The organism is Paenibacillus sp. JT31N17 (assembly GCF_056269255.1).
Map to the genome: position 1 here is coordinate 1 of NZ_JBWDNP010000013.1, position 15,007 is coordinate 15,007.

Consider the following 15,007-nt stretch of genomic DNA (forward strand, 5'->3'; position numbering starts at 1 on the left):
GATTTAGGGAGGAGCTGTACGAAGTCCACCAAGCTACATGGAAGCATTGCATGCTCCGCATGGAAGTGTGTCCCGAGAGGGACGAAAAACGATCCATGCAGGGAGCATCAACCAAGCGTATCTCTGCAACACCAACGTTATTCAAATTCCGGGTGTCCAGAGGGCCGGCGGCCCTTTGGGGTCCCTCCTATGGAGGGATTTAGGGAGGAGCTACACATTTTTACGGAATTTCTCAACCTCTGAAGTCAGCTTATAGTCATGTTCCGCCACGACATCCATGAAATTCTTCAGCAGCGTCAAATACCCGCTGGAAGCCGGATCGTTCCATTTCAGAACATTGGTATAACCGATCTTGGCGTTTGCCTGCATTTTTTTGTTTTCATAATCAAACAGCGGCGTGTTGTTGGAACCGAAGAACGTAAGCGTCTTATATTCAGCAAATAAATTTTTGATTTGCGCGGTCCGGTTGGAGTTTGGATACTGCTTCACGAATCGTTCTGCCGCAAGAGCGCGGTTGACGAGCTCCTGATAGCCGATCGTGAGGGCGGCATCCTTCAATTTCGCTTTCTCCGATTCAACGGTCATGATATCGACATATGCCCGGATATCCGGATTAATCCCTTTGGTGAAGGGCTGCAGGGCTTTGTAGCTGACCACGGGGAAGAACATGCCTTCTGCCGTCTCCAGTCTGTAGCCGCTCGCGCTGGCTTCCTTCAGCAGTGCTTTCAGCTTGTTGTCTTTGGTCCGATTGAGGACAGTGGTCAGGCTGTCTCCGATTTTATACACTTTGCCAATAGCGGCTTGAATGGATTCCGGATAAAACTTCTTCTCAATAACCGGCAGCTCTTTCTTGATCCCGTTCTCCAGGAACAGCACCATCAAGGAAGCCTGATAGGGAGACACTTCATCGATATGCTCGCTCAAATAAGCGAAGGCTTGGGGCAGCTGCCCTGATTTCTTCAGCATAGCCTGGAAATTATTGAAGACCTTGGTTGCTGTACCTGTATTCAGAGCTGAAGCTTGCGCGGCCAGCTTCTGGGGAGCAATGGATGAATTCTGCAGCGGTGCTGCCCCGGCTTGAGTGGACAAGGTCAATGCTGCGAGCGCGGCTAAAGTGAGAACCTTCGTGCTTTTAGAAAAAGTAGTCATAATTGTAATCCTCCATCATTCTAGTTTTTCGGGCTAGATATAGATTACCCGAACAATGTTTCAGTGGAATCACAACTTGTTTCCGACTTGCAAAACTTTGCGGTTCTGCCGCCGCTTGCGCCAGGCAAAACGTCGAATCGGCCGATACAAATGTCCATTGCATCAATGACATCCTATGACATCCTGCCGGCTCTCATTCATCTGCATGCCGTTTCACCCGAAATTTTCATTCGAGGTCCCTGCCAATCTGGCTTCATGTTTGGCTGCCATGAATTGGCTCACGATCTCTCGTTCGTTAAAAGGCAGTTCCAGGCTGCCCAGAATTTGCGTCGTTTCATGGCCTTTGCCGGCGATCAGTACAACGTCGCCTTTCCGGCACTCCCGGAGAGCGAATAGAATCGCTTCCTTGCGGTCAACGAACGAGCGGTATTCGCCTCCGGCCTGCCGGATTCCATTGACGATCTCTTGTATGATGCGCTGCGGATTCTGATTTTTGGGATTATCCGACGTGACAACGGACAAGTCGGAATAGGTCGCCGCAATCTTGCCCATGGCGTACCGCTTGCGTTGGCCATGGATGCCTTCGGCGCCGTAAACCCCGAACACAAGAATGATTCTGGAGCGTACGAATGGCCGAATCGTCTTAAGCGCCTTCTCCAGTCCGTCCTCGGTATGGGCGAAATCGACGATTACCTTGTTGTCGTCATCCTGATAAACGGTTTCCAGTCTGCCGCGGACGCCTTTTACGCTGTCAATGCCGGCTTGAATGTCATTCAGGCCAATGCCGCAGCCGATTGCGCAGGCAACCGCCGCAAGCGCGTTATAGATATAAATTATGCCGGGCAGGTGTACCCGCACCGGTATGGATCCAGCGGGTGTATGGGCAGTGAAGGATACCGCATTCTCAAAATACCGGATATCGGCAGCATAGACATCGCAGTTATTGCGGATGCCATAAGTAATCAGTTTCACCGGCCGCATTTTCAGCTTGCCGATCAGCAATTGGCCGTATGGATCATCGGCGTTGATAATATTGGCGCGGCTGGTTCTTTCGAACAATTGGGATTTTACCCTGAAATATTCGTCCATGGTCTGGTGAAACTCCAGATGATCGGGTGTCAAATTGGTAAATATGCCGACCTTGAAGCGGGAGTGGGCAGTGCGCCCCAGACTGAGCGCATGGGAGGATACCTCCATTACGCAATCGTCAATCCCGGCTTCCCGCATTTTCGCAAACAACTGCTGAAGATGAAGCGATTCGGGTGTCGTGTTTCTGCTTTTGACCGCCATGCCGTTAATCAGCGCACCCATGCTGCCGATCAGACCCACGGAGCGGCCTGCCTGCTCCAGAATGGATTGTATGAAATAGGTGATGGAGGTTTTGCCATTCGTGCCGGTAACGCCGATCAGATTAATCTGTTTGGTCGGGTCATCATAGAAGGCGGCCGACAGATGGGCAAGCGCATAACGTGAATCGGCAACCTTCAAGACTGTGATTGGAGCGTTCACGTCCAGCTCCTTCTCTACAATGACGGCAACCGCTCCCCGTTCAATGGCATTGCCGATATACCGGTGGCCGTCCGTCTCGAATCCGGATATCGCAACGAAGACGCTTCCCGCTGTCACGCTCCGGGAGTCGAATGCAATGGCATTGACTTCAATTTCGAGATCTCCTTTCATCTTGACGAATTCAAGGCCGGTAGCAATGGACGACAACCACATCGTTTTGCCCCCTTTCAATGGAGTATCATACTGGTTCAATCATGGCAGTCAGATAAAACCGTCCCGTATCGGCGTCTTTCTGATCACGATCACGGTAAAGCTCTTCCACATAATATGTCCGGGAAATACGGCGCCAATGTCATACAGCTCCAGCTTGCTTTTGCATGGGCTGTAAAATCGGCACCGGAGGCAGCGGCGGACTGCCCTATGGTTCACGTTCAGCCCGTCTGATTAAAAGAGTTATAGTGTGGAAATCCAAGCAATCCGATTGTCTTCATTGCCGAGGCATTATCATTCAAGATTAGCCCGACAATGTTTCCGCGCCAATACGGATTGTTTCCAACTTGCAAATTTTTGCATGATTTGATCAAAAAACTGATTTAAATTCAACCCAGGGTTAATGGATTCATGCTGAGGAATAATAAAAGGAATGGAATTTTCGGGCATGCGGCATATCAGGCAAAAGGAGGACAACATGATTAGAAGTCCATATGAATGCATCATTATTGGCGGGGGAATTGCCGGTTTGCAGGCAGCAATCCAGTTAGGCAGGTATCAGCACCGGGTCCTGCTGCTGGATGGGGGCAAAGGCCGCTCCACCATATGCCGCCGTTATCATAATCTTATGGGTTGGCCGGAAGGAATCAGCGGGGAAGCGCTCCTCCGATCGGGGAGGGCCCAGGCAGAAAAGCTTGGCATCGAGCTGGCGAAGGACACAGTGGTGATGACACAAATCCGGAATGGCGGGTTTAGGGTCGATACAGCCGCGGGAGCCATGTATGAGGCGAAAAGACTGCTGCTGGCGACAGGAGTTTCGGACCGGCTGCCGGCCGATCTGGATCTGAAACCCTGCATCGGCACCAGCCTGTATATTTGCCCGGACTGCGATGGCTATGAAATCAGAGGCAAGCGCACGCTGGTGCTCGGCTCGGGCAATGCCGGCGCATCGATGGCCCTGGTGCTGCGTTATTGGACAGAGGAGATCATATATATCAACCATGAGCGGCAGGAGCTGGATGCAGACTTGCATGAGCAGCTCAAGCAAAAGGGAATTGCATATATGGAAGAAGCGGTGGCAGCAGTGGATCATACGGACGGTAAAATGGCGGGTGTGAGGCTTTCAGACGGAGCTTGCATTGAAGCGGATTGCGGGTTCGTCGCTTTTGGAAAAAATAAGGTTCAATCCGATTTGGCCGAGCAGCTCGGCGTCAAGCTGATGGACAACCGTCATATAATCGTGGACGCCCGCACGAAAATGACGAGCGTAAGCCATGTATGGGCGGCTGGCGATGTGACAGTGCATTCCGAACAAGCGGCGATTGCCATGGGGGATGGTGCGCAGGCTGCTATTTGGATACATAAGAGTCTGATCGGGTCTTGAAAATGGATCATATTGATCATTCCCCGGTTTAAAGGTATATTTAAATGAAACTTATTTTGCAGGCAATAGTCGCCAATTTGTACAACGAAAGGTTGATCGATGTGGAGAATGCGAAAACTCCCCCCAATTTTATTAAAAATATCATGACTGAGGATCTGGGAAGCGGCAAGACAAAGCAAGTGGTTACGCGTTTTCCACCCGAGCCGAATGGATATTTGCATATTGGACATGCCCGGGCTATCTGGATTAACTTCAGCCTGGCGGACGAGTTTGGCGGCAGGACCCATCTGCGCTTCGATGACACCAACCCGTTAAAGGAAGATGTCGAGTATGTGAATTCCATTAAGGAAGATGTAAAATGGCTTGGCTATGACTGGGAAAGCCTGTTCTTCGCTTCCGATTATTTCGAGGAAATTTACAACCGGGCCGAGAAGCTGATCGGGAAGGGCAAGGCTTATGTCGATGACCTCAGCGCTGCGGAAATCCGTGAAATGCGCGGTACGCTAACCGAACCGGGCAAGAACAGTCCATACCGGGACCGCAGTGTTCAGGAGAACCTGGAGCTGTTCCGGAAAATGCGCAGCGGGGAATTGAAGGATGGGGAAAAGGTGCTGCGCGCCAAAATCGACATGGCTTCGCCGAATATCAACTTGCGCGACCCTGTCATTTACCGCATTGCTCATGCTTCCCATCACAACACAGGGGATAAATGGTGCATTTATCCCATGTACACCTTTGCCCATCCGCTTGAGGATGCCATTGAGGGCGTGACGCATTCGCTTTGTTCGCTGGAGTTTGAGGATCAGCGTCCATTCTACGACTGGGTTGTCGCGGAATGCGAGATGGCGGCCACACCCCGCCAATACGAATTCGGACGGCTCAATCTGGCCCAGACTGTGACCAGCAAGCGCAAGCTGAAGCTGCTTGTCGACGAGAAGCATGTGGACGGCTGGGATGACCCGCGCATGCCGACGATATCGGGCCTAAGACGCCGCGGCTTCACGCCTGAGGCGATCCGCAATTTCATCTATGAGACCGGGATATCCAGAAGCCAGGGCCTTGTGGAGCTGCAGATGCTGGAGCATTTTGTCCGGGAGGACCTCAAGCTGAAGGCTCCAAGAACAATGGCTGTCGTTCAACCGCTCAAGGTGGTCATCACCAATTACCCCGAAGGCCAGGTAGAGTGGCTGGAAGCGGAAAACAACAGCGAGAATCCGGAAATGGGCAATCGCCAAATTCCGTTCTCGCGGGAAATCTATATTGAGCAGGACGATTTCATGGAAAATCCGCCGAACAAATATTTCCGGCTGTTCCCGGGCAACGAGGTACGGCTCAAGAATGCTTACTTTATCAAGTGCAATGAGATGATCAAGGATGCGGACGGCAAGGTCATCGAGATTCACTGCACGTATGACCCTGAGACCAAGAGCGGCAGCGGATTTACCGGCCGCAAGGTGAAGGGCACGATTCACTGGGTGGAAGCGAGCCAGGCGGTTGAGGCGGAATTCAGGCTGTACGAGCCGCTGATCAGCGCGGAAGCGCCTGAGGATGAGCTGCTTGGCGAAGAGGATGGATTGGATGCGGCAGCGGTTGAGAAGCCGGCCAAGACGTTCCTTGATCAACTCAATCCGAACTCGCTGACCATCAAGCGGGGGTTTGTCGAAGCGGAGATGAAGGAAGCCAAGCCGCAGGACAAATTCCAGTTTTTCCGTCATGGTTATTTTAACGTGGATACGAAATACTCGAAGCCGGGAGCGCCGGTATTCAATCAAGTGGTTTCTCTGAAAAGCTCGTTTCAGCTGCCGGCTGCCGAGTAGCCAAAACTTCACGCTGCCGACCGCATCCGCAAGCTGTCAGCTGTAAAAGCGTCTGTGGCCGTGTACGGATGCGGACGGCAAGGACAACAAAGAAAGGCCGTCGATTGCAATCGACGGCCTTTCTTATGAGTATTGATTCTTAATGAATGAAATTAATGGCCCATCATCATGGCTGGATCCGGAGCATCTTCTTCCCGCTCATGATCCGCTTTAACCCGCGGTTTGCGGAGGATGATGCTTAATAATACGCCCGCAAGCGCGACGAAGGCTGTTACAAAGAAAGTATCGTCAAAGGCAGAAGTAGCGCTTATCAATGGATCCCCGCCTGCGCCGGCTTCCTTCATATGAACGGATATTTGGGAAGTTAAATATCCTGTCAAACCGGCAATCGCGAATGAAGTAACGACCTGCTGGCTGGCCGTTGTCAAAGGCGTTACCCGGCTTACAAGCCTGCGTGGAGCCGAGTTCAGCACATGCGTATTCAACGACATCATGGACAATCCCATGCCGGCCCCCATCATGGCGATTGGAATCATGACCAAAGCCATCTTGGTATCTACATTGACCTGGGAGAGAGTAAACAGAGCGACAGCTATGATCGTCAGACCGGTGAATGCCAGGGGACGCGCGCCTAATTTATCGAACAGACGTCCGCCGATCGGCATGAAGATCATCGAGCAAATGGCCATAGGCAAAGTGGTCAATCCACTCTCGAGTGCCGTGAAGCCTCTGACATTCTGCAGGTACAGCGGAATCATCAGGATCGCACCGAACAACGCCACTTGCGAAATCCATAGAATAATAACACCGCGTGTGAAATCCGATGAACCGAATACACGCAGCTCCAGCAGCGGCTGCTTCTGGCGAAGCTCTACAATAATGAACAGAATCAGGGCGACGCCGCCTACGATCAGACCGGTCAAGGTCTTGGTGGAGCCCCAGTCCGTTCCACCTTCGCTCACGCCGTAAGCCAGCATGGAGAAGGCGATGGGAGCAAGGATCATCCCGAGAATATCAAGGGCAGGCGCTTTTTGACGCTCAACGTTAGGCAGATATTTGATTCCTACAAGCAGCGCGGCAATCCCGATTGGCAGGTTGATCAGGAAGATCCAGTGCCAGGACGCGAAGCCGATCAACCAACCCGACAGGATCGGCCCGACAGCGGGAGCAAGCAGCATCGGAATACCGAGCATGCCCATTACAGCTCCCCTTTTCTCGGTTGGAGCGAGCTTGAATATCATCGCCATGCCGATTGGGGACACCATACCGCCGCCAACCCCTTGAATGATGCGGAAAAGAACGAGCTGTTCCGGCGTTTGCGCCAATGCGCAGAGCACAGAACCGAGTGTGAACAGCGCGATGGTAATCAGGAAAATCCGCTTCGCGCCGAATTTATCCGTCATCCAGCCGGCAAGCGGAATGACCGCCGATAGGGCAAGGGTGTATCCAGTGATCGTCCACTGAATGGTTTTGAGCGAGCTGTTGAAGTATTCCTGCAAGTTAGGAACGGCGACATTGACGACTGTACTGTCCAGAATAACCATGATCATTCCAATAATGACGGCAAGAAGCGGCGCAATTATGGATTTGATCGAAAATTCCGGCTCTGACGCAGAAGTTGATGCATTTTGCGTGGACATGAGTTTGTTCCTCTCCATCTCTATATATTTGTCTCTTTCTCTATACCGTGCCTGACACAATATGCAGCATGTTCAAGCTCTCCTTGACGGGAGTTGAATAACCTCCTATTATTGACTTATGGTTTTTATAAAAAACCTATCGGTCACGGTAGGCTTAATTTTACCGATATTCTTGTGAAAGTCAAATCATTTTTTTGAAAAGAGGGAGTAAAGTGAGCCTTATCAAGGACAGAATTATTGAGTCCGCTGTTCGTCATTTCTCGGAAAAAGGATATCTGGCCACATCGATCCAGGATATTTCCGATGATTGTGGAATCGCCAAAGGTTCTTTATATAAATACTTTCAGTCCAAAGAGGATTTATTCAGGGAAGTTCATGTGAGCAGGATACAGAATCTGCGTGAGCAGCTTGAGACTATCAGAGAGCATTCGGAGCTTTCCCCGCGCGAGATTTTTATCCGGGAAACGGAAATTCAATTTGAGTTTTTTATGGTCAACCGGTTTATTATGCAGGAAATCAAAGAGCTGACGAAGTCCGACGGGCAAATGACGACGTTCTTCCTGCAGTTGAAATCCAGCTTGCTTAACTTCCATAAGGAAGGCTTGATCAGGTTGGTGGGTGACGAAATCATTCCGAACATATGGGATCTGGTCGTTATGTATAACGGCATTGTACGGGAATATATCTTCCTGCTGGTCTTCGAGGATAAACCGCTGATTATCAGAGATATCACCTCATTCATTGTAGACCGCATTGAGGAAATGGCTGCGAGCATCCTGCAAAAGAAACCGCTTCCGGTATTAAGCGACTCGCTTATGAATGAATGCGTGAAATGCGGCATGGAAGGGATTGCGGTCTCTGCTGACGATCATCGGAACGCTCTGCTGGCGGTGCTGCTGACAACCGTGAAGGAGCTGTCCGTCACCAATGCAAAAAGAACGCAGCTGAAAGAGGCGGTTGAGGCGCTTCAGGATGAATTCAGACAGGAACGACCCAAACTGGTCGTGATGCAGGCGCTGCTCGTACTGCTGGAGCAGGAGCATGAGCTCAAATATTTTGTTTGGCAGCTGAACAGGCATCTGATCAGGTACAGGCATAAGCTGGACGGGATTGGTTGACTAAGGATCCGCTTATCCGCTATACTACTTCACAATAAGCAAAATGACGACCAAAGCGATGACAGGGACGAGTACAAGGCACAGGTTGCAGCCAGCGAGCCGGGGATTTGGTGAAAGCCCGGACTTCAACCGCCGTTGGAAAATCACCCTTGAGTATCTCTTGAACCTTATACAGGCTTAGAGAGTATCGGCAGATCCCGTTAACGATCACCAGAGTGAAGCATTGGCGCTGCCGGTATGTTCCTGACATGCCGCTGCCGCCAGGCTTAATCAGGGTGGTACCGCGAGACTTCTCGTCCCTTTTTTCAGGGATGAGAGGTCTTTTTTATATTTATTTATCTAACACCGACAAGGAGTGAGACGGATGGATTATGGAAAAACGTTGAACCTGCTGCAAACCGATTTTCCCATGCGCGGCAATCTGCCGCAGGCAGAGCCCAAGCTGCAGCAGCAGTGGGAAGAGCAGGATATCTATGCCCAGGTGCGCAGCAGCCGCAGGGGCAAGCCGAAATTTATTTTGCATGACGGACCGCCGTATGCCAATGGCAACATCCATATCGGCCATGCGATGAACAAGATTTTGAAGGATATGATTGTCCGCTTCAAGACGATGCAGGGCTTCGATGCCCCTTATGTTCCCGGCTGGGATACGCATGGGCTGCCTATCGAGCAGGCGATTGCCAACGGGGGCAAGGTGGACCGCAAGAAAATGACGGTCTCTGAGTTCCGTGATTATTGCAAAGAGTATGCCTTGGAGTGGGTGGAGAAGCAGAAGGTGCAGTTCAAGCGGCTGGGTATCCGGGGCGACTGGAGCAACCCGTATATTACGCTTCAGCCCAAGTATGAGGCACAGCAAATCCGCGTGTTCGGCGGAATGGTCAACAAAGGCTACATCTATAAAGGCTTGAAGCCGGTTTACTGGTCCCCGTCCTCGGAGAGCGCGCTGGCTGAAGCGGAGATCGAATACCAGGATAAGACTTCAACCTCCGTATACGTTGCTTTTGACGTGAAGGACGGAAAGGGGAAGCTTCCGCCGGACTCCTCGATCGTTATCTGGACGACAACCCCCTGGACGCTGCCGGCGAACCTTGGGATTTCCCTGAACCCGGACTTTGACTATGTTCTGGTTGAAACGGGAGGGAAGAAATTCGTGGTTGCCGGAGGGCTGCTGGAAGCCGTCTCGCGGGAAGTCGGCTGGAAGGACGTTAATACGCTCTCGTCCTTCAAGGGAAGCGAGCTTGAGGGCGCGCTGTGCCAGCATCCCTTCTATGATCGAACTTCACTTGTGATGACTGGCGGCCATGTCACGCTTGAAGCAGGAACAGGCTGCGTTCATACCGCTCCGGGACATGGTGAGGACGACTTTGCGATCGGGCAGAGATATAATCTGGGCGTGCTCTGTCCGGTGGACGATCAGGGGCATTTCACCGCGGAAGCACCGGGATTCGAAGGCATGTTCTATGAGAAGGGCGGCAAATTGGTCACGCAGATGCTGGAGGAATCTGGCCATCTGCTGCATCAGAACACCATTACACATCCCTATCCGCATGATTGGCGAACGAAGAAGCCTGTAATCTTCCGGGCTACCGAGCAGTGGTTCGCTTCCGTGGACGGTTTCCGCCAGCAGATGCTGGATGAGATCAAGCACGTGTCCTGGACCCCGGAATGGGGGGAAATCCGGCTGCATAATATGATTGCCGACCGCGGCGACTGGTGTATTTCCAGGCAGCGGGCATGGGGCGTGCCCATTCCGATTTTTTACTGCCGCAGCTGCAATGAGCCGCTTGTGAATGGAGAGACCATCGAGCATGTAGCGGGAATATTCGAGCAGGAAGGCTCCAACAGCTGGTTTCAGCGCAATGAGACGGAGCTGCTTCCGGCAGGTACCGCATGCGCCAAATGCGGACATGATCAATTCCGCAAGGAAACGGACATTATGGATGTATGGTTTGATTCCGGCTCCAGCCATGTCGCTGTGCTGGATTCACGGGAGGATCTGCAGTGGCCGGCGGATCTTTACCTGGAGGGCTCCGATCAATACCGCGGCTGGTTCAACTCCTCTTTGATCACGGGAACCGCAGTGAAAGGGCAGGCTCCATACAAGGCCGTACTCAGCCATGGATTCACGCTGGACGGCGAGGGACGTAAAATGTCCAAATCGCTTGGCAATACCGTTGATCCCAATCAAGTGTGCGACAAGCTGGGCGCGGATATTCTCCGTCTGTGGGTTTCTTCTGCGGACTATCAGTCCGATGTCAGAATCTCGGATAACATTCTGGGCCAAACGACGGAGGTCTACCGGAAAATACGAAATACTTTGCGGTTCCTGCTCGGCAATCTGTTCGATTATGATCCTGCCAGGCACCGGGTTCCTGTAGATCGGCTGAGCGAGCTGGACCGTTTCGCGCTGCTGCGGCTGCACCGGACGATTGAGCGGGTGACGAAGGCATATGACGCCTATGAGTTCCACTTGGTTTACCAATCGGTGCATCATTTCTGTGCGGTCGATCTGAGTGCATTTTATCTGGATATCCTGAAAGACCGTCTCTACGCCGATGCGCCGGATGACGTCTCCAGACGGGCAGCGCAAACTGTTCTGTATGAGGCTCTTACAGCAATCACGAGGCTGATTGCGCCAATCCTGCCCCATACGGCCGATGAGGTATGGACCTACATCCCGGGTACGGAGCTGCCGAGCGTGCAGCTGGCCGACCTGCCCGCTGTGGATGCAGGCTTGTTCGACCAGGCGCTGGAGACCAAGTGGGAGCGGTTCATCGGGCTGCGCGATGATGTACTCAAAGCATTGGAGGATGCGCGCAAAGCCAAAGTCATCGGAAATTCATTGAGCGCCGCCGTACATCTCTATCCGAGTGAAGAAGATTATGCGCGGCTTCAGGAATTCCGGCAGCTGGAGCAGCTTTTCATCGTGTCAGCGGTACAGGTGCATCCCCCCGGCACTCCGGTTCCGGATGAGACTCAGGCAAGCCAACAGCTTCCCGTGAAGGTGGTTGTGGCCGAAGGGGAAAAATGCGAGCGCTGCTGGAATGTCACGCCTCTAGTTGGACTGGATGCCGATCATCCCACCTTATGTCCGCGCTGTGCGGCTGTTATGAAGAAGCTGTCGTAAAGAACATGTTCGTTCCAGTCTTGAGAGGTCGGCTTCACAGATCAATAATAAGCCAAAACAACCGTCCCCATTGGAGGACGGTTGTTTTAGTAATCATGATAATTTGAGCCCGCCAACATTTTCTTCAGGTTTTCCTCGATAAGCACAGAATTCCTTAGAAGCCAATAGCTCTTTTGCGCCTTCGCCACCTATTGTCCTGAGTTGCTTGCTTTCCCCTGCTGCTAACTGAGAAATCGACCTATAGACAGCATTCCGTCAAGCTTGGCGATGATGGGTCTTTTGAGGCATTGGAAAAGGATTATTGAGGGAGGGACGACGAGGAATAATTAGCACATCCGGAGTGAACCTTAAACTTGTTAACATCTCATTAAACGAACCAAGGAGGTTGGAAAGTGATCAAGTTTATCGTATTTGCCGTGTTATTGCTGGTAACGGGCTGTACAGCCAACAACAATGTGGCCCATAAGCAATCGGTTCCCAAGCAGACACGAATTCTAACTCATACGCATACCGCTGCTCCGGCAACTACCGTAACAAAAGCATCATCAACAGCTACATCAGTGGGGTCCAGTGCAAATCAACCGTCTGTCACCGCCAAGGAAGCGCCAAATGGAATTGCTTCGGATTTATTGGATCTGATCGGAACTCCGGTTGGAAACCCGGCTAATCAGGCACCTGCAGGAAACGCAAGGGAACAGATGCCTACAGGGAATCCAAACGGCGTACCGGCAGGGAATCCGGCCAACCAGATGCCGACAGGCAATCCTGGAACCCAGACTCCGACCGGAAATACAGGTGAGCAGACACCGACAGGGAACCCGGCAGATCAGACGGGCACAGAAAGCCCGGGAAATCAAGTGCCGACCGGACCGGCAGGACAGGCGCCCGAAAGCAAAACGGATTCATCGCAATTCGCACAGCAGGTTCTGGAGCTGGTCAATCAGGAAAGATCCAAAGCAGGATTGGGTTCACTGAGTATGAGCAGCGAATTGTCGAATATGGCCATGGTCAAAGCACAGGATATGTATAATAACCATTACTTTGATCATAATTCTCCTACGCATGGATCCCCATTCGATATGATGAAGGAGTTCGGGATCACGTATAATTCGGCAGGCGAAAATATTGCAAATGGTCAGACCACCCCGACCCAGGTTATGAAGGATTGGATGAACAGTCCGGGGCATAAAGCCAACATACTGAATAAGAGCTATACCCAAATCGGCATTGCCTTTTATAACAATGAATGGGTTCAGGAGTTTACCGGATAATCAGTCTTTACCTTTAATTGGGCTGTGCATAACGCTGCCTCCAACATCAAATAGCACTCCACGCATGGATGTGGAGTGCTGTTTGATGTTAAGAAGAGAATAGGTCATGAAGCCACAATGAGTTGCGACTGGCGGAATTTCCACTGAGGTATTCTTCCACAAAAAATGTAGAAGGTGAGCCGTTCCTGTTTCCTGTGTTCTCGGGTTTAGATCGACATTCCGCCCGAGACCTCGATGCGCTGTGCGTTGATCCAGCTGTTCTCATCGGAAAGAAGCGAGGCGATCATCGGTCCGATGTCATCGGGTTGTCCAACCCGGCCGAGCGCTGTCATCTCCGCAACGCGTTTGTTCAGGTCGGGGTTGTCGCGGACCATGCCGCCGCTGAAATCGGTCGCGATGGCCCCGGGGGCGACCGTATTGACCGCGATCCCGCGTGCGCCAAGCTCTTTTGCCTGATACTTGGTCAGAATCTCGATTGCCCCCTTCATGGATGCGTAGGCGCCGCTCCCCGGCGTGATGATGCGGGTCAGGCCCGTCGAGATATTCACGACACGCCCGCCATCGTTGATGAGCGGAAGGAGCTTTTGGGTCAGGAAGAATACGCCCTTGAAGTGGATGTCATATAGACTGTCCAGCTCTTCCTCGGTCGTTTGGTCGAATGTGTTGTGGTGAGAGGTACCGGCGTTGTTGACGAGATAGTCGAAGCGCTCTGCACCCAGCTCTGTGAGCGCCTCGCGCACGCTCTGCACGAAAGAACCGAAGGAGCCGACATTGCCGGTGTCGAGCTGCAGGGCGATGGCCTTTTGCCCCGTCTCGCGAACCAGACAGACGACCTTCCCGGCTTCAGCTTGATTGGAATGGTAGGTGAAGATCGAATCGACGCCACGCTTGGCGAGGCTCAGCACGGTGCTGCGGCCCAGGCCGCGGCTTCCGCCTGTGACGATGGCGATCTTGGCGCTTGTTTTCCCGGAGTTTTGCTGTGTCATTAAGCATTCCTTCTTTCTGTAAGATGCCAGTTCATAGGTAATTGACTAACTGGTTAGATAAAATATAAACCTAACTGACCGGTTTGTCAAATCATTATGGTCATGATATATTTGTAGCCAAAATGCAAGAAACAAGGAGGAACAGTCATGCGAAACGCCGAAGCGACCAGAGAACGGATACTGGAGGCTGCTATGGCGGAGTTCTCCGCCTATGGCATTGCAGGGGCGCGGGTCGACCGCATCGCCAAGAACGCCGGGTGCAACAAGAATATGATCTATATCTACTTTGAAAATAAGGAAACGCTCTTCACCACAATCCTTCAGAAGCACCTCGCGCGTGTCTACGAGGAGCTAACCTTCACGCCTGACGATCTCGCCGGTTACGCGGCGCGCGTGTTCGATTTCACGATGAAGCAGCCCGATTTGATGCGGCTGATGGCATGGTTCAGTCTGGAACAGAAGGCGGATAGCCCTGCCGTACGCGTGGCCGTTCACGACGCCAAAGTTGCGGCATTGCTGAAGGCGCAAAGCGCCGGTCAGGTAGGAACGACTTTTCCCCCGGGCTTCCTGCTGACCGCCATCATGACGCTCGCCACAGCCTGGACGCCGGCGAACCCCTTTGGCCCGTCGCTTGATCCGTATGCCGCGAAGGATCCGGCTGCTCTGCGAAACGCAATCGCCGAGGCGGTCAGGCTAATCGCTCAAGGTAATGAGGGAACCCGCAGCTGACAACCAAGGATATCCGAGGCATTCTTGACAGGCAAGCCTGAATGCTTGCCATCGAGATGTTCGCCCG

General features: G+C 52.3%; 11 protein-coding genes and 1 other annotated feature. Of the genes, 7 read left to right on the forward strand and 4 right to left on the reverse strand.

The window, feature by feature from the left end:
- Positions 1-203, forward strand: a 203-nt coding sequence (locus tag AC0YOB_RS28675) for a hypothetical protein (RefSeq protein WP_475795703.1), incomplete at its 5' end; no start/stop codon positions are given.
- A 7-nt stretch (positions 204-210) separates the two neighbouring features.
- On the opposite strand, the gene AC0YOB_RS28680 is transcribed toward AC0YOB_RS28675, so the two are convergent.
- Complete coding sequence (locus AC0YOB_RS28680; protein WP_475795704.1) at positions 211-1,149, reverse strand: hypothetical protein; 939 nt, start codon at positions 1,147-1,149, stop codon at positions 211-213.
- Positions 1,150-1,362: 213 nt separating this feature from the next.
- Positions 1,363-2,871: a UDP-N-acetylmuramoyl-L-alanyl-D-glutamate--2,6-diaminopimelate ligase gene (locus AC0YOB_RS28685; RefSeq protein ID WP_475795705.1), complete on the reverse strand. Its 1,509-nt coding sequence runs from the start codon at positions 2,869-2,871 to the stop codon at positions 1,363-1,365.
- A 475-nt stretch (positions 2,872-3,346) separates the two neighbouring features.
- Here AC0YOB_RS28685 and AC0YOB_RS28690 point away from each other — a divergent pair, with 475 nt between their 5' ends.
- Positions 3,347-4,252 (forward strand): NAD(P)/FAD-dependent oxidoreductase, encoded by a 906-nt coding sequence (locus tag AC0YOB_RS28690; RefSeq protein WP_475795706.1) that lies wholly within the window; start codon positions 3,347-3,349, stop codon positions 4,250-4,252.
- Positions 4,253-4,296: 44 nt separating this feature from the next.
- Positions 4,297-6,069 (forward strand): glutamine--tRNA ligase/YqeY domain fusion protein, encoded by a 1,773-nt coding sequence (locus tag AC0YOB_RS28695; RefSeq protein ID WP_475795707.1) that lies wholly within the window; start codon positions 4,297-4,299, stop codon positions 6,067-6,069.
- Between the two features lie 152 nt (positions 6,070-6,221).
- On the opposite strand, the gene AC0YOB_RS28700 is transcribed toward AC0YOB_RS28695, so the two are convergent.
- Positions 6,222-7,769, reverse strand: coding sequence for a DHA2 family efflux MFS transporter permease subunit (locus tag AC0YOB_RS28700; RefSeq protein ID WP_475795708.1), 1,548 nt, complete (start codon positions 7,767-7,769; stop codon positions 6,222-6,224).
- A 152-nt stretch (positions 7,770-7,921) separates the two neighbouring features.
- Between AC0YOB_RS28700 and AC0YOB_RS28705 the strand changes: the two genes are divergently transcribed.
- From AC0YOB_RS28705 to AC0YOB_RS28715, 3 genes are all read left to right on the forward strand, one after another.
- Positions 7,922-8,827 carry a TetR/AcrR family transcriptional regulator gene (locus tag AC0YOB_RS28705; protein ID WP_475795709.1) on the forward strand — a complete coding sequence of 302 codons (906 nt, stop codon included), beginning with the start codon at positions 7,922-7,924 and terminating at the stop codon, positions 8,825-8,827.
- 49 nt (positions 8,828-8,876) lie between these two features.
- Positions 8,877-9,131, forward strand: a binding site (T-box leader).
- 60 nt (positions 9,132-9,191) lie between these two features.
- The gene (ileS, locus tag AC0YOB_RS28710; protein WP_475795710.1) at positions 9,192-11,954 is read left to right on the forward strand and encodes an isoleucine--tRNA ligase; all 2,763 of its coding nucleotides are present in this window, start codon (positions 9,192-9,194) and stop codon (positions 11,952-11,954) included.
- Positions 11,955-12,346: 392 nt separating this feature from the next.
- Positions 12,347-13,225, forward strand: coding sequence for a CAP domain-containing protein (locus AC0YOB_RS28715; RefSeq protein WP_475795711.1), 879 nt, complete (start codon positions 12,347-12,349; stop codon positions 13,223-13,225).
- A 206-nt stretch (positions 13,226-13,431) separates the two neighbouring features.
- On the opposite strand, the gene AC0YOB_RS28720 is transcribed toward AC0YOB_RS28715, so the two are convergent.
- On the reverse strand, positions 13,432-14,211 hold the full coding sequence (locus AC0YOB_RS28720) for an SDR family NAD(P)-dependent oxidoreductase (protein ID WP_475795712.1): 780 nt from the start codon (positions 14,209-14,211) through the stop codon (positions 13,432-13,434).
- A 147-nt stretch (positions 14,212-14,358) separates the two neighbouring features.
- Between AC0YOB_RS28720 and AC0YOB_RS28725 the strand changes: the two genes are divergently transcribed.
- Entirely contained in the window at positions 14,359-14,940 is a 582-nt protein-coding gene (locus AC0YOB_RS28725; protein WP_475795713.1) for a TetR family transcriptional regulator, read from the forward strand.
- Positions 14,941-15,007 lie beyond the last annotated feature (67 nt).